The 15,506-nt window shown below is 63.9% G+C and carries 16 protein-coding genes; 8 read left to right on the forward strand and 8 right to left on the reverse strand.

Translation table 11 applies throughout. From position 1 onward, the window contains the following. The first annotated feature begins 30 nt into the window (after positions 1 to 30). Positions 31 to 906, forward strand: a complete 876-nt coding sequence (locus PBR20603_RS13240) for an EamA family transporter (RefSeq protein ID WP_174977912.1) — start codon at positions 31 to 33, stop codon at positions 904 to 906. Between the two features lie 7 nt (positions 907 to 913). On the opposite strand, the gene moaC is transcribed toward PBR20603_RS13240, so the two are convergent. After that, entirely contained in the window at positions 914 to 1,393 is a 480-nt protein-coding gene (gene moaC / locus PBR20603_RS13245; protein ID WP_150559995.1) for a cyclic pyranopterin monophosphate synthase MoaC, read from the reverse strand. Positions 1,394 to 1,671: 278 nt separating this feature from the next. On the opposite strand from moaC, the gene PBR20603_RS13250 reads away from it, so the two are divergent. Next, a complete protein-coding gene (locus PBR20603_RS13250; protein WP_246174632.1) occupies positions 1,672 to 3,255 on the forward strand; it encodes a M48 family metalloprotease in 1,584 nt (527 codons plus the stop codon). A gap of 106 nt (positions 3,256 to 3,361) precedes the next feature. Here the strand turns inward: PBR20603_RS13250 and PBR20603_RS13255 are convergent, their stop codons facing one another. The 6 genes from PBR20603_RS13255 to PBR20603_RS13280 all read right to left on the reverse strand — a co-directional run bounded on the left by PBR20603_RS13255 (position 3,362) and on the right by PBR20603_RS13280 (position 7,198). Beyond that, on the reverse strand, positions 3,362 to 3,616 hold the full coding sequence (locus tag PBR20603_RS13255; RefSeq protein WP_150559996.1) for a hypothetical protein: 255 nt from the start codon (positions 3,614 to 3,616) through the stop codon (positions 3,362 to 3,364). Beyond that, positions 3,613 to 4,290 carry a DUF2946 family protein gene (locus tag PBR20603_RS13260; RefSeq protein ID WP_150559997.1) on the reverse strand — a complete coding sequence of 226 codons (678 nt, stop codon included), beginning with the start codon at positions 4,288 to 4,290 and terminating at the stop codon, positions 3,613 to 3,615. Before PBR20603_RS13260 ends, PBR20603_RS13255 begins: the two co-directional genes overlap by 4 nt. Before the next feature lie 9 nt (positions 4,291 to 4,299). Then, positions 4,300 to 5,331 carry a YheT family hydrolase gene (locus PBR20603_RS13265; protein WP_150559998.1) on the reverse strand — a complete coding sequence of 344 codons (1,032 nt, stop codon included), beginning with the start codon at positions 5,329 to 5,331 and terminating at the stop codon, positions 4,300 to 4,302. Between the two features lie 16 nt (positions 5,332 to 5,347). Continuing rightward, positions 5,348 to 5,803, reverse strand: coding sequence for a nuclear transport factor 2 family protein (locus tag PBR20603_RS13270; protein WP_150559999.1), 456 nt, complete (start codon positions 5,801 to 5,803; stop codon positions 5,348 to 5,350). Between the two features lie 60 nt (positions 5,804 to 5,863). Continuing rightward, a complete protein-coding gene (gene waaF / locus PBR20603_RS13275) occupies positions 5,864 to 6,889 on the reverse strand; it encodes a lipopolysaccharide heptosyltransferase II (protein ID WP_150560000.1) in 1,026 nt (341 codons plus the stop codon). A gap of 111 nt (positions 6,890 to 7,000) precedes the next feature. Continuing rightward, positions 7,001 to 7,198, reverse strand: a complete 198-nt coding sequence (locus PBR20603_RS13280) for a zinc-finger domain-containing protein (protein WP_010808463.1) — start codon at positions 7,196 to 7,198, stop codon at positions 7,001 to 7,003. A 456-nt stretch (positions 7,199 to 7,654) separates the two neighbouring features. Here PBR20603_RS13280 and PBR20603_RS13285 point away from each other — a divergent pair, with 456 nt between their 5' ends. The 5 genes from PBR20603_RS13285 (at position 7,655) to fba (ending at position 12,951) form a co-directional block, all read left to right on the forward strand. Continuing rightward, the gene (locus PBR20603_RS13285) at positions 7,655 to 8,479 is read left to right on the forward strand and encodes an AzlC family ABC transporter permease (RefSeq protein ID WP_246174634.1); all 825 of its coding nucleotides are present in this window, start codon (positions 7,655 to 7,657) and stop codon (positions 8,477 to 8,479) included. Beyond that, the gene (locus PBR20603_RS13290; protein WP_150560001.1) at positions 8,476 to 8,799 is read left to right on the forward strand and encodes an AzlD domain-containing protein; all 324 of its coding nucleotides are present in this window, start codon (positions 8,476 to 8,478) and stop codon (positions 8,797 to 8,799) included. Before PBR20603_RS13285 ends, PBR20603_RS13290 begins: the two co-directional genes overlap by 4 nt. 86 nt (positions 8,800 to 8,885) lie before the next feature. Continuing rightward, entirely contained in the window at positions 8,886 to 10,091 is a 1,206-nt protein-coding gene (locus tag PBR20603_RS13295; protein WP_150560002.1) for a phosphoglycerate kinase, read from the forward strand. A gap of 233 nt (positions 10,092 to 10,324) precedes the next feature. Further along, the gene (gene pyk, locus PBR20603_RS13300) at positions 10,325 to 11,758 is read left to right on the forward strand and encodes a pyruvate kinase (RefSeq protein WP_150560003.1); all 1,434 of its coding nucleotides are present in this window, start codon (positions 10,325 to 10,327) and stop codon (positions 11,756 to 11,758) included. 128 nt (positions 11,759 to 11,886) lie between these two features. After that, positions 11,887 to 12,951, forward strand: a complete 1,065-nt coding sequence (gene fba, locus PBR20603_RS13305; RefSeq protein WP_010808468.1) for a class II fructose-bisphosphate aldolase — start codon at positions 11,887 to 11,889, stop codon at positions 12,949 to 12,951. Positions 12,952 to 13,053: 102 nt separating this feature from the next. On the opposite strand, the gene PBR20603_RS13310 is transcribed toward fba, so the two are convergent. Further along, positions 13,054 to 13,695, reverse strand: a complete 642-nt coding sequence (locus tag PBR20603_RS13310) for a hypothetical protein (protein ID WP_150560004.1) — start codon at positions 13,693 to 13,695, stop codon at positions 13,054 to 13,056. A gap of 329 nt (positions 13,696 to 14,024) precedes the next feature. On the opposite strand from PBR20603_RS13310, the gene PBR20603_RS13315 reads away from it, so the two are divergent. Further along, on the forward strand, positions 14,025 to 15,476 hold the full coding sequence (locus PBR20603_RS13315) for a hypothetical protein (protein ID WP_150560005.1): 1,452 nt from the start codon (positions 14,025 to 14,027) through the stop codon (positions 15,474 to 15,476). Positions 15,477 to 15,506: the final 30 nt, after the last annotated feature.

Raw genomic sequence — 15,506 nt, forward strand, 5'->3', positions numbered from 1 at the left:
CAATTTATCTTGAATTGAAGATAAATTGCTATGACCACTACGACTTCCTCATTACCGATCCGTTGGGCCGATGCGTTGCTCACGGCATTGGCGCCGATGATCTGGGGCTCGACCTATATCGTGACGACCCAATTGTTGCCGCCGGATCGGCCGTTTACGGCGGCGCTGATTCGAGTGTTGCCGTCTGGCCTGCTGCTGTTGCTTTACGCACGACGTTGGCCTGCGCGTCGCGACTGGGGCCGGTTGGTGGTGCTCTCAGCGCTGAACATCGGTGCGTTTCAGGCGTTGCTGTTTGTGGCGGCGTATCGTTTGCCGGGCGGACTGGCGGCGGTGGTCGGCGCCATTCAGCCGTTATTGGTGATGGGGTTGGTATGGGGCGTGGAGCAACGGCGCCCGCTGGCGGCGACGGCGTGGGCAGCGCTCGCGGGTGTCGTCGGGATGGGGGTTCTGCTGTTGTCGCCGGGCACGCTGTTCGAACCGGTGGGCATTCTGGCGGCGTTGGCGGGGGCTGCAAGTATGGCGATGGGCACTTATCTCACGCGCCGGTGGCGTCTGGACATGCCGGTGCTTGCGCTCACGGGATGGCAGTTGTTGCTGGGGGGACTGATGCTCGCGCCCGTTGCCTGGCTGGCCGATGCACCCCTGCCTGCCCTCACCACATGGCAGACGCTGGGCTATCTGTATCTATCGATCGCGGGGGCGCTGCTGGCTTATGCGTTATGGTTTCGGGGGATTGCGCGCCTGGCGCCGGTGGCGGTGTCGTCGCTCGGTCTGCTGAGTCCGTTGACCGCCGTCGTGTTGGGCTGGGTGTTGCTCGGTCAGGCGATCAAGGGCTTTGCGTTCGTTGGGCTTGCGATGGTGTTCGCTAGCATTCTGGCAGTGCAGTGGACGGCGTCGCGTTCCTGACGCTCCCTCAGTTTTGCGCCACCCAGTCTCCCGACTTGCCGCCGTGCTTTTCCAGTACACGCACGTCGGTCATGGTCATGCCGCGATCGACCGCCTTGCACATGTCATAGATCGTCAGCAGGCCGACCTGCACGGCCGTGAGCGCTTCCATCTCGACGCCCGTGCGGCCGATGGTTTCGACTTGAGCGCGGCAATGTACGGCGTTCGCACCCTCGTCCACGAGAAACTCCACCGTCACGCGCGTGAGCGCTAGCGGATGGCACAGCGGAATCAGATCGGCCGTTCGCTTCGCGCCCTGGATGGCGGCGATGCGGGCAATGCCCAGCACGTCGCCCTTCTTGGCCGTGCCGGAGCGAATCAGCGCCAGCGTCTCCGGTTTCATTTGGATGGTGCCGCGTGCGACCGCGATGCGATGCGTGCTGTCCTTGCCGCCGACGTCAACCATGTGGGCCTGTCCGGCGGTGTCGAAATGGGTGAGTTCTGCCATGAGTCGATGTTGAGAGGTATTGCGAGAGTCTTGGCACGGGGCGCACTTGCGCCGTTCGCGAGCGTGAATCCGGCTGGGTTTCGTCTGCGTTTGGGACGTGAACGCGGTGCAGCGGAACGTCCACGTCTGGCTGCTATCATAGCAGCAGCCCCGAATGATCAGCGCCACGCGGCGCCCATTTCCATGACGCGTTTGTCACGTTCGTTCTGCGCCGCCGCCGGCATATCGCGCAGGATTCCCATGCTTCGCCCTTCCTCGTCACATCGCTCGTGGCGCGTATGAACGCGATGTCGAAGCGTTCGCGTCAATCACCCCGTCGCACGAGCGACGTGGCTCGCTGGCGGCGCGTTTTCGCGTGGGCGATGCTTCCCGTCATGACGGCAACCACGTTCGCCGCAGCCGTCGTTCCGACGCAGGCTGTGGCGCAATCGTTGCCTACGCTCGGCCAAAGCTCTGCTGCCGACCTGTCGCCCGCGATGGAGCGCAAGTTGGGCGAGCGCGTGATGCGCGAGATTCGCGCCGATCCCGACTATCTGTCCGACCTGCTGCTCTCCGATTACGTCAATGCACTGGGCAGCAAGCTCGTGTCCGCCACGCGCAAAGTCGGGCTCGATGCCAGTCAGAGTTTCGAATTCTTCGTCGTGCGCGACCCCGCGATCAATGCCTTCTCGCTGCCGGGCGGTTTCATCGGCATCAACACGGGACTGATCGTGACCACGCGCACCGAGTCGGAACTGGCGTCGGTCATCGGGCACGAGACAGGGCACGTTCTGCAACATCACATCGCGCGCATGCTCGGCCAGCAGGCGCAGAACTCCTGGATTGCCCTTGGCGGCATGCTGCTCGGTCTGCTCGCCGGGATTGGCGCACGCAGCTCGGACCTCGGCATGGGGATCGCAATGGGCGGTCAGGGACTGGCGATCGACCGGCAACTGCGGTTCTCGCGCGATGCGGAACGTGAAGCGGATCGTGTGGGTTTCCAGTTGCTTCAGGCGGCGGGTTTCGATACGTATGCGATGCCGACGTTCTTCGAGCGCCTGCAACGAGCAGACGCCATTAACGAAGCCGGTGTGCCGGAATATGTGCGGACTCACCCGCTCACGACCGATCGCATTGCCGACATGCTCAACCGTTCACGCAACGCCGGTTATCGCCAGCCCGAACAGTCGCCCGAGTATGTGTTCGTGCGCGCGCGTTCGCTCGTCTTGCAGCAAAAGTCGGCGAGCGATTTCGCGACGATCGCCGATACCCAACGCACGGCCATCCGATCGCAGACAGCGCCGAGTGTGGCCGGGGCGTGGTACGCGGTGGCGCTCGCGGAGTACAAGCAACGTCGCTGGGAGCCCGCACGCGAGGCGCTGGAGAAGTCGCGTGCGGCGTTTGGCGGCACCGGGCCGGGCACGCCGAGTCTGGCGGTATTGGCCTCGGACATTGCGCGCGCATCGGGCAGGCCGGAGGATGCACTGCGCGTCGCCACGCAGGCGCGCGCCGCATTCCCGCTCTCGCAGGCAGCCGATATGGCCTATGCAGACGCACTGGTGGCGAGCCATCGGATTCCGGAGGCAACGCAATTCCTGAAGGCACAAGTGGAGCGCTACCGTAGCGAGCCGATCTGGTGGCGGGCACTCGCGGGCGCGTGGGCAGCGGATGGCAAGCGGGCGCGTCAGCACGCCGCATTGGCGGAGCAGTACGCGTTGCAAGGGCAGTGGATGGCCGCCGTGGGCCAATTGAAACTTGCCCGCGACGCGGGCGACGCAGACTTCTACGAGATGTCGACCATCGACGCGCGGCTGCACGAGTTCCAACGTCGCTACCGGGAAGACAAAGAAGACGAGAAAGACTTCAACAAGCAGTTTGGGTGAGTGTTGCGTACTGCGTAGTTTACGTACATCCGGTCAGCTATATGGGAATCAATCGCTTCGACTTGTTCGGAATCGATTTCGATGCCGGCGCCACACTGCTGACGGCTCAGATGGCGAGCATGCTGTCATTCACGCTGTAGGCCGTTTCGTATTCCGTTAGCCCGATGGACGGGCGATGGCGCTTGTATGGTGGCTTGGTCGGTATCGCCGTACTGTCGTCGTGCCTCGCCTGCGAGCCGTGGAGACGACTTGCCGCGAGCGACGCAAGCGAGGGCGTCGAGACGTTCCATGCCGACCGATATCCCGAAGCGTTTGACGCGGCCGAGGCTACGAAGCGGGACGTCGCGGCATAACCGCTCATGCCCGTGGGTCGTCGGCCTGCGGGTCGCGCTCGAATCCATAAGTCTGCGGCAGGGTGCCAGCGTGGACGCTCGCGAAGGGCAGCGAGGTGCCATTGCGCCAATGCAATCGCACGGCGCCTTTGGCGTCGGCAGTGTTGTCGGACGTTTGCTCGATCTCGAAAGCTTGCGCGAGATCGGACACCTGCGTGAGCAGGTCGATGTCGTGATCGTGCAGCAACGCGATCGGTGCTTTCTCCCGCGCTTTTTCCCCTGACGCGGCTTCCCCGTCGTGAGCGAATGCCGCACCGACAAACGCCACATTCCCGTCTTCGTCCAACAGACACGCCTGTGGCACGAATACGCGCCCCAATTGGTCCGTCAGCACGGGCGCGCCGCGGCCGTCGTTCGCGCTGGCGTCCCACGTGAGCCGCACCACGAACGGTGCATAGGCGAGCGAGACGTACACGCGTTGCGGCCCGTTCTGGAAGTACCAGCGTCCGGCGTCGTCGCTGGCGTAGTTGCGTGCGATGAACGCGAGAAGCGCCGCATGACGGATCGGGTCGCCGGACGTGCCTGCCGCCTGTGCCGCCTCATCGCGCATGCGCCACTGTCCGCGCCGGTCGAGCGAAAGCCAGCCGTAGCAGTGCGGCACGTTGGGCCACTTGGCCATTGCCTGTCGAACGATTTCATCCATGACGTATCCTCAGGCCGCACTCGGCAAGAATTGACGGAAGTAGGCGATGACCGTGCGCGGCATCCACGTCATGCCGCCCGGAAACGGCCCGCTCATGAAGCCGACGTGCCCGCCGTTCGCCGGTTGCAGCAACTGCACGTAGCGTCCGACATCGTCTTGCCCTGGCAGCACATTGGCCGGCTGGAACGGGTCGTTGCGCGCATTGATGACGAGTGTCGGGACTTCGATGGCCGGCAGAATCGGCTTGCTCGACGCGCGCGTGTAATAGTCGAATGCACTGTGATAACCGTGTAACGGCGCCGTCACCACGTGATCGAATTCGCCGAGATCGCGTGCGGCCATCATCAGGTCACGGTCGTAAAGCCCCGGGTATTGGTCGAGCTTGGCGAGCGCCTTCTTCTTGAGCGTGCCCAGAAAGTTGCGCGTGTACACCATATTGAAACCATGCGAGAGCGCCAGCCCGCCAGCCCGCAAATCGAGCGGTGCTGAAATTGCGCATGCGGCACTCACCACTTGCGTCGCATGCCCCTCACGCTCACCCAGCCAGCGCAGCAGCACATTGCCGCCCAGCGATACGCCCGCCGTGAAGATCGGGCCCGAGGTGTTCGCCCGCAGCCGTTGCAGCATCCAGTCGACCTCGGTGCTGTCGCCAGAGTGATAGAAGCGCGGCGCGCGGTTCATGCGGCCGCTGCAACTGCGGAAGTGGGGGATCACGCCACGCCAGCCCTGCGCTTCGACTTCGCGCATCAGGGTGCGCGCGTAGTGGCTGCCGGAGCCGCCTTCAAGTCCGTGAAACAGCACGACCAGCGGCGTTTCGACCAGACCCTCAGGGGCGGGCGGAGATTTCTCTGCGGCGGGCGGGGCGACCAGCCAGTCCACGTCGACGAAGTCGCCGTCGGGGGTGTCCCACGTCTCGCGACGGAACTCGACCGACGGGCGGCGACCCAGCAGGGCCGGGTAAATCGTCTGACTGTGCCCGTCGGGCAGCCACCGGGGGGACTGATAGTCCTGGGCCAGGAACGTCGCCGGACGCGCCGTCATCGTCGTATCGTTCCGGTCAGTGCAGTCCGTCCGGACGCGCATGCATCATCAGGCTGAATTGCTCGACGGCATGCGGGGGCAGCGGGCTGGAGTGGATATGGGCAAAGCGCCAGTCGCCTTGCTCGTGCACCAGCACATAGGTCGTGTGAATGAGCTGGGCCGTCGTCTGGCCGGCGTCTTCCTTGCCAACCCGCATCGCTTCGGTTGCCGTATGCACGACCGTGCCGACGGTGTCGTACTCGGTCGTGTCCAGCGAATCGATCAGCACCACACTTTGCGTGAACTGGGCGACCAGGCCGCTGCGGATCTGCTCGAGACCGTCCCAGCGGGTGCCGTCGGCGCGAATGTAGCTGACGAAATCCTCGTTCGCCCAGAGCGACATCACGCGATCCGTCTGCCCACGGCGCAGCGCGTCATAAAAGGCCGTGATGGTTTCACTGGCGGCATCGAACAGACGGACAAAACGTGGCATGAGGATTTACCGTTGAATGTTACCGGGGGCGGGCTGAAGGCGGCTCCACGAAGGGCTGGATCAGCGCTGCGTGAGCAAAATGTTGCGCACATTCGCGAACACATGCTCAGGCATCAGCTCGTTGAGGCAACGTGTATGGCCCAGCGGACATTCGCGGGCAAAACACGGACTGCATTCCAATTGTAGCCACAGGATATGCGCCTGGTCGGACAGCGGCGGAGTGTGGCGCGGATCGGACGAACCGAACAGAGCGATCTGCGGGCGGCGCAATGCCGCCGTCACATGCATCAGGCCCGAATCGTTGCTCACCACCGCATTGGCGCGCGCCAGCAGCGCGCACGCCTCGGCCAGCGATGTCTGTCCGCACAAATTGCGCACGAACGGGGCGTCGGCGGCAATCTGCTGAGCCAGTGCACCGTCCTTGCCCGAGCCGAGCGCGACGATCTGCGCATACGGGAACGAACGGCGGACCAACTGGGCAAGCTGCGCGAAGTGACCCGGCGGCCAGCGCTTGGCCGGTCCGAACTCGGCGCCCGGGCAAAACACCACGAGCGGCACACGCAAATCCAGCCCAAAGCGCGCGAAAACACGCGCGGACTCATTCAGATCGGCTTCGATGCGCGGTGTGGGCAGCGTTTCGGGCAGCTTGGCCCCCGGCGCGAACGCGAGCGCAGCGTAGTGCCGCACCATCGGTGGGCGCTCGTCTTTGCGCGGATTGGCGTGGCGCACGTTGAGCAGGCCGTAGCGCTGCTCGCCCTTATAGCCGATGCGCAATGGAATGCGCGCCAGCCACGGAATCAGCGCCGACTTCAGGGAGTTCGGCAGCACATAGGCGGCGTCGTAACCCTCGTCGGCGAGCACGCTCGCGAGCCGGTAGCGCTCGAGCGGCTGCAATTTGCCGTGCGCGAGGTCGGTGGCGACGACGCGCGAAATCTCCGGCATGCGCTCCAGAACCGGGGCAACCCAGCCAGGCGCGATCGCGTCGATGGTCAGACGCGGATGCAGACGCTTGAGCAGGGTGAACAACGGCTGCGCCATCAGCGCGTCCCCAATCCAGTTGGGGGCGATCACCAAGGCTTTATGCATCGTGGCGGAGACTCTAAACGTTAAGCGTAGCGATGAAACGCACAGGCGACCGGGCGGCGCATCGCGACAGCTTGGCGCGGCGCCCGGCCGGTTGGGGCAGCGGCAGGCGGCTCAGTGGTGACCCTTGAGCACGACACCCGCCTTCACGCGATAGCGCGTGCCGCAGTACGGGCAGGCCGCTTCGCCGTGGGTCACATCGATGAACACGCGCGGATGGGCACTCCAGGCTTCCATTTTCGGATTCGGGCAGTGGACCGGCAGATCTTCGGCGCCGACTTCGACGACCGGCATTTGTTTGACTTCGCTCATGGGGTTCGGACCGTGATGGGTATTCGGAATTTTGGGGATTGCAGGGCCGGTGCCAAGAATGAATCCGCTGGACGACCGCCCACCAAAAGTCGCTATTGTAAAGCAGCCGCCGACCTTTGCGGATGGCTCACCGCGCCCGTGGGCGTGCCAAATGCCCGTTCCGGGGCGGCGGATTACCCACCGCGTGGCGCGTATGCGACACCTGGCATGTTGCGCCTGCAAAAACGAACGGATATACGCCGGCAACGTAGTAAGCAACTATTTACCGTGGCTATAATGGCCTGTCGCTCGCCGCCAATGATGAATATATTCAGGAGACACTCCGGCAACCCTGGCGGGCGCCATGGCTGCTAGCGGCCATCTTGGGCGTGCCGGGCGCCGTCGGGACCGCTTCGCCCCGCAATGCCAGACACTGCGCCGAACGCTTCGGTGCTCGCCCCCCAACCGACCATGCCAATGCTTCGTCTGCCAGCCGCCGAACGTGACGGGTTCGCGGCCGGTTTCCGCATCATTTCGCCGCTTTTGCCTGCCATTTTCTCGTGGGGACTCGTGACCGGGGTCGCCATGAGCAAATCGATACTGACCGTGCCGCAAGCCATCGGCATGAGCCTGATGCTCTACGCAGGCTCGGCCCAGTTGGCCTCGCTGCCGCTATTCGCCGCCGGCATGCCGTTGTGGACGATCCTGCTCACGGTCGGCATCGTCAACCTGCGCTTCGTGATCTTCAGCGCCGCACTTCAGCCGCATTTCTCCTATCTGTCGCTGCCCCGGCGCATCGTGCTCGGGTATGTGAATGGCGATCTCGGTTTTGTGATGTTCATGAATCAGAACTTCGCCAGCGGGTATGTGCCGGGTAAGGAGGGGACGTATTACGGCATCACGATCAGCAACTGGGCGGTCTGGCACGTGTCGTCGATCCTGGGCATCATGCTCGGCGCGCTCGTGCCCGATAGCTGGGGCCTCGGATTCGCCGGCACACTCGCCCTCATTCCCATGATGGTTCACACGATCACCAGCCGTTCGACGATGCTGGCCGTCGCCCTCGCGTCGGTCATCGGCCTGCTCGCGTTCGATCTGCCTTATCGCCTCAATCTGGTGCTCGGGGTACTCGGCGCGCTCGCGGCGGGCATGGTCTGCGACGAACTGGCCGCACGGCATGCGAAGCGTTTTGGGCTGGCGAATCCGAAGGCGGCCGCGAACGACGACAGCGCCAATGACAGCGCCAATGACAGCGCACATGAGCGCCCTCAGACTCGAGCCAACGGGGAGCGTCGCTCATGAGTACCTTCGAAATCTGGCTGGCTTTCGTGGCGATGACGGCGATCACTATCGTCACGCGTACCTTTTTCCTGCTTGCGGGCGACCGGGTGACGCTGCCGCAGCGGTTGCAACGTGCGTTGCGCTATGCCCCGGCGGCGGCGCTCGCCGTGATCGTGGTGCCCGAAGTGCTGCTGCTCGATCACCAGTTCGCACTGCACCTGGGGAACCACAAGCTGGCGGCGGCTGTGGCAGCCACGGGCTGGTTCATCTGGCGCCGGAACATGATCGAGATGATCGTCATCGGCATGGTGGTCTACACACTCGGCCGCCTGTTCCTGTAGGCAGAACCCCCAAGGCTCAAAATGGGCAACCGGACGGTCGGATCAGTTAAAATGCATGTTTTTTCCACCATTTATTCCGGATTCTCATGGCTTCCGTCGTACGTCTTTCCGATTTGATCGCTCAGGGCCGCCTTGCAGGCAAACGTGTCTTCATCCGCGCCGATTTGAACGTGCCGCAAGACGACGAGGGCCGCATCACGGAAGACACGCGCATCCGCGCCTCGGTGCCGGCTATTCAGATGGCGCTCGATGCTGGCGCTGCGGTGATGGTCACTTCGCACCTGGGGCGTCCGACCGAAGGCGAATTCAAGCCTGCCGACTCGCTCGCACCGGTCGCGCAGCGTCTGTCGGAACTGCTCGGCCGAGACGTGAAGCTGATCGCCGACTGGGTCGACGGCGGCTTCGATGTGGCGCCGGGCACGGTCGTGCTGCTGGAGAACTGCCGCGTCAACAAGGGCGAGAAGAAGGACAACGACGAACTGGCGCAGAAGATGGCCAAGTTGTGCGACGTCTATGTGAACGACGCGTTCGGCACCGCCCACCGCGCCGAAGCCACCACGCACGGTATCGCCAAGTACGCGCCGGTCGCCTGTGCCGGCCCGCTGCTCGCCGCAGAACTCGAAGCGCTCGGCAAGGCGCTGAACGCGCCGGCCCGCCCGCTCGTGGCCATCGTGGCGGGTTCCAAGGTGTCGACCAAACTGACCATCCTGAAGACGCTCGCCGACAAGGTCGACCAACTGATCGTGGGCGGCGGCATCGCCAACACGTTCATGCTGGCCGCCGGCCTGCCGATCGGCAAGTCGCTCGCCGAAGCCGATCTGGTCGCCGAAGCCCGCGCGATCATCGACGCCATGGCCGCACGCGGCGCATCGGTGCCGATTCCGACCGACGTCGTGTGCGCCAAGGAATTCAGCGCCACGGCGCAAGCCACGGTGAAGGCTGCCGCCGACGTGGCCGCCGACGACATGATCCTCGACATCGGCCCGCAAACGGCTGCCAAGCTCGCCGAGCAACTGGCGGGCGCGGGCACCATCGTGTGGAACGGTCCGGTCGGCGTGTTCGAATTCGACCAGTTCGGTCATGGCACCGAGACGCTGGCGCGCGCCATTGCCGCCGCCAAGGGTTTCTCGATTGCCGGGGGCGGCGACACGCTCGCAGCCATCGCCAAGTACGGCATTGCCGATCAGGTCAGCTATATCTCGACGGGAGGCGGCGCTTTCCTCGAATTCCTCGAGGGCAAGACGCTGCCGGCAGTCGACGTGCTGCAACAACGCGCGGCGCAAGCCAACTGATCGCGTAAAGCCAGGTGGAGCGGGGCGCGCAGGACGGTTCGACGGTCCGGAACAGGTTCGCAAGCGGCGGTTTTGACCGTCTTATTGCGAACATCAGAGATCGAATCAAACGATTTCGTACGGACAATACGAACTTTTTGGTTAACCTGCGACGGCCTAAATGCGCTACAAACCTCTAAGCGCCAGCAATGTCGAACGCGCTGTTACCAAAAGAGGATGAAGAGATGGATGTAATGAACCGCTCCACCAAGATCGTCGCCACCATCGGTCCGGCATCGAGCACGCCGGAAGTGCTCTCGCGCATGATCGCCGCAGGCGTTGACGTTGTTCGGCTGAATTTCTCGCACGGCAAGGCGCGCGATCACATCGAGCGTGCCGAGATGGTGCGCGCGGCCGCCAAGGCGGCGGGCCGCGAAGTGGCCATCATGGCCGACCTGCAGGGCCCGAAGATTCGCGTTGGCAAGTTTGAGAACGGCAAGACGTCGCTCGAAGCCGGCGCGAAGTTCATTCTGGACGCCGACTGCGAACTGGGCAACGACGAGCGCGTCGGTCTGGACTACAAGGAACTGCCGCGCGATGTGCGTCCGGGCGACGTGCTGCTGCTCAATGACGGTCTGATCGTGCTGATCGTCGAGCGCGTACTGGGCAACGAGATCCACACGACCGTGAAGGTCGGTGGCGATTTGTCGAACAACAAGGGCATCAATCGTCAGGGCGGCGGGCTGACGGCGCCGGCGCTCACGGCCAAGGACATGGAAGACATCAAGACGGCGATGGCGCTGGGCGCCGACTACGTCGCGGTCTCCTTCCCGAAGAACGCCACCGACATGGAAATGGCGCGCCGTCTGGCGAATGTGGCGGGCGAGCCATATGGCATCAAGCCGCGCATGATCGCCAAGATCGAGCGTGCCGAAGCCATTCCTGCGCTGGAAGAGATTCTGGCTGCGTCGGATTGCATCATGGTCGCGCGTGGCGATCTGGCCATCGAAGTGGGCAATGCCGCCGTACCGGGGCTGCAAAAGCGCATGATCAAGCTCGCGCGCGAGATGAACAAGCTCACGATCACGGCCACGCAGATGATGGAGTCGATGATCCACAACCCGGTGCCGACCCGCGCCGAAGTGTCGGACGTCGCCAACGCCGTACTCGACGGTACCGATGCCGTCATGCTGTCGGCCGAGAGCGCGGCGGGCAAGTATCCGGTCGAGACAATCGAGACGATGGCGGCGATCTGCGTCGAAGCGGAACGCTCGGAGACGGTGGAACTCGATCGCGACTGGCTCGACCAGACTTTTACGCGCATTGACCAAACGATTGCCGCTGGCGCGCTGTTTACCGCGTATCATCTTGGCGCGAAAGCGATCGTGGCGCTGACTGAGTCGGGCTCGACCGCGCTGTGGCTGTCTCGCCACAGGATTCATGTGCCGATTTTTGCGCTGACGTCGCAGCTCGGCAGCCATCGCACGATGGCGCTGTACCGCAACGTCTACGCGATGCGTGCCGACGCTACGCTCGACCGCGATCATGCGCTCAAGCAGGCAGAGCAACTGCTGCTCGCGCGCGGCGTGGTCAAGCGTGGCGATACGATCGTGCTGACGGTCGGTGAGCCGATGGGGCAACCCGGCGGCACCAATACGTTGAAGATCGTCCAGGTGGGCCAGGCATGACGAAGAGGGCCGCGCGAGTGCGCCGAGGCGTGTTAGCACACGTCGCGCCATCCGCGAGCCGTCGTCATGAGGGGCGCCTCTGGATCGAGGAAAGATTTGCTTAGTTTTGTGATTCCAAGGAGAACATCATGCCCCTAGTCTCTATGCGACAGCTGCTCGACCATGCCGCCGAAAACGGCTACGGTCTGCCGGCCTTCAATGTCAACAATCTGGAGCAGGTTTCCGCCATCATGGCCGCCGCCGACGAAGTCGGCGCGCCGGTCATCATGCAGGCCTCGGCCGGTGCCCGTAAGTACGCTGGCGAAGCGTTCCTGCGTCACCTGATTTCGGCGGCCGTGGAAGCCTACCCGCACATTCCGGTGGTGATGCACCAGGATCACGGCCAATCGCCGGCCGTGTGCATGGCCGCGATCAAGAGCGGTTTCTCGAGCGTGATGATGGACGGCTCGCTCGAAGCCGATGGCAAGTCGGTCGCCAGCTACGAGTACAACGTCGAAGTGTCGAAGAAAGTGGTCGAGTTCTCGCACTACATCGGCGTGACGGTGGAAGCCGAGCTGGGCGTGCTGGGTTCGCTCGAAACGATGAAGGGCGATAAGGAAGACGGCCACGGCGCCGACGGCACGATGACCCGCGAGCAACTGCTGACTGACCCGGATCAGGCTGCCGACTTCGTGCATCAGACGCAGTGCGACGCGCTGGCTATTGCCATCGGTACCTCGCACGGCGCTTACAAGTTCAGCCGCAAGCCGACGGGCGACATTCTCGCCATCGACCGCATCAAGGAAATTCACCGCCGCATTCCGAACACCCACCTGGTGATGCACGGTTCGTCGTCGGTGCCGCAAGAGCTGCTCGCCGAGATCCGCGAATTTGGCGGCGACATGAAAGAGACGTACGGCGTGCCGGTCGAAGAGATCGTCGAAGGCATCAAGCACGGCGTGCGCAAGATCAACATCGATACCGATATCCGTCTGGCCATGACCGGCGCGATCCGTCGCTATCTGTTCGAGAACCCGAGCAAGTTCGACCCGCGCGATTACCTCAAGCCGGCCCGCGAAGCGGCCAAGCTGGTTTGCAAGGCACGCTATCTGTCGTTCGGCTGCGAAGGGCAGGCAGGCAAGATCAAGCCGGTCGCTCTCGAGAAGATGGCCGAGAAGTACAAGAGCGGCGATCTCGCTCAGATCGTGAAGTAATCAGACGCATCATCGCCATGCCGGGCATGTCCCGCATGGCTGGCTGCCCGGCTCGGGCGGTGTGGCGTTGACGGGCCCAAACCCGTCAGGCGTGCACGCTGCTCAGGTCGCAGGCCCGGCTTTGGCCAGCACGCGCTGGAACAGAAGCCGGGCCTTTTCTTTTGGCATCTGCAACTGGAACTTGCCGCCCAGTTCCGAGCGGATCGTGGCGGTGAGCATTTCCACCCCGTCGACGATCAGCGTCATCGGTTCGTTCATGTGCTGACGGGAGAAGTCGCGCATCCGGAGGGTTGCGCCGTCGCGCAAGCTCATCGTGATGACGACCTCGGTATCCGTTGGCGTGTCGCCCTTTTGCGCCGGAAACTGCAACCCCAACTGCTCGATATCGCGCGCGGCGAACAAGGCGAAGCGCGGAATATCGTCGTCGTTCTCCGGGGGGGCGATGGCAACGAGGCGGGGTAGCACGGGCCGCTCGGTGGTGTCGGCGACCGCGGGAGGCGCGGCATTGCCGGGCGATGTGTGCGCTGCCCCGGGCCGATGGGCCGGGGCGTGGGCGGTGGCCGCCGGCGCAGTCGCGCCAGGCGCCGCCGTCTGCGCAAAGGCGAGCAGACTGGCGAAGGTCAGGGCTGCCGCCAGCGTCAGGCGGGCACCCAGACGGGCGCCCGGGCCGTTGCCGAGACGGCGTGCGGCAAAGCGGCCGGCGCACGGCTGCCGGACAGTTTTCGAATTCGATGCGTTCGTCACGACAGTCCCCTTTGCTCGGGTGAGCGTTTCTATTCTAGGCAACATCCGGGCAAGTCGAGGGGCAGAGAAATCCCGGCCCCGACAGCGCATGAAAACGCCAACGCCGGTGCAAAACGACAGTCACCCGCCGATTCCCGAAGTCCGGCGCCGGACGGCGTGGCAGTCTCCTGAGCCCCTCGAAAATTCGCTCGTGCCCTCATGGCTACCTGGAGATCGCTATGCCCGTGTCCTTGCCCAAAGTCGTTACCTGTTGTCTCGGAGCCCCCAATCCAAACGAAAACTCACCACCATCGTCGGGGCGCACTTCTCTGGCCGGGGAGATGACTTCCATGGCGAACCGTAACGGTGTTGAGCGATCTCCGAACGCGCCCATCGCCGCCGTTGCGCCTGAGCCTGTGCCGGGTTCGTCCGGTCGTTCGGCTCGCCGGCTGGACATGGCCGCCGACTGGCACGAAAAGAAGACGCCGTCCGATGGCACGCCTGCGCCCATCCCCCTTTGGGGGCGCGATGAGCTGCCGCGCGACTGGGGGCCCCGGTCGGAGGCGCGGCGCTGGGCGCAACACCATGGCGTCAACCCGGCGGCGTTGATCTGCGTAGACGGCAAATGCACGCGTTTCGGCCTGATCGAACTGGGTGGGCACCGTTTCGTTGTCGGGCCCTCGGTAACGCCGCCAGAGGGGCAGGTGCTCACGCGTATGCTCAAGGCCAACCCGCAGATCGGGGCAATCTTCTGTGTCGAGCCGGGCACGATGAGCGATGGCGGTAAAGGTGCCGCGCCGCAGGCATCGGGATCGGGCTATCAGGAGCGGCCTGTGAGCCGGTACATCGCCAGCACGTTGCGTCCCAAGGCGGCGCAACCCGCCGACGAGACCCCGGCCGTGGTGGAGTCGCTCGTCTCGCTCCAGGGCGGACTGGCCCACGTGCGATTCATGGAATTCACCGGCATGAAGCGTTTTGATGCCCAGATTTCCAGTGAGACGCTGTGGCACGCTGGCCGGGGCGTGGCGGAGTTCATGCAGTTGAATCCGGGCAAGATCGCACTGGTTTGTTCGGAGAGCGGCATTGCCCGTCCGTGCGCCGTGATCGCCAGTGCGGCACTGCAACTGGAACAGGGCGAGGCAAGTCTGCGCAATCGCCTGAGCGAGCAAGTCATCGGCCAACGCGCCAGTCAAAGCGATCACCATATCAATCTGGCGGCCCGAAGTTTCGATCTGATTGCCGAGTTCGTCAGGCTGCTCGATCTGCTTCGAAGCCCGGGGCGGGGAGACCTCAATCAGGAGCGAAAAATCCATCTGCTCAAAGCGCGATTGCCCGAATTGAGCACCGGTCAATATGCCAGCGTGGACTGGGGCAGCGATGCTGCGCGCCGTGCACTGGCGACACTTCTCGAAGACAATTTCGCCCGCGTTTCGCCTGCACTCAGTTCCGGCGGTTTGCCTCCCGGCACGGCATTGCTCTGGATTTGCGATGAATTCGATGTGCAGCGTGGTGTCAGGTTCCTGAACTCCGGCTACGTCTACGGCCATGTCGACCGGATCTCGCAGGAGGATATCGAACCGGACCATCAGAACGCGATCCGGTTGGTGACGGTCGATGATGAAGGGCTGACCTGCGACAACAAGTACTACGATGTCGCGTCGGTGGCCGAGTGGTATCGCCAATGCCGTCTTCGTTCCAGTGTGATGACGAGCCCGATTTCACGGGCCCCGGTCGTGGCGCTCCTTGTGCGCGATGCCGAAAGGGCGAGGCTCGAGCCGCTATTTCGCCGCAGCGCTGGGTAAGCCTGACGGCCCGTCATCGTCCTGCGGGGC

This window comes from Pandoraea bronchicola, from assembly GCF_902459805.1.
Lineage (GTDB): Bacteria > Pseudomonadota > Gammaproteobacteria > Burkholderiales > Burkholderiaceae > Pandoraea > Pandoraea bronchicola.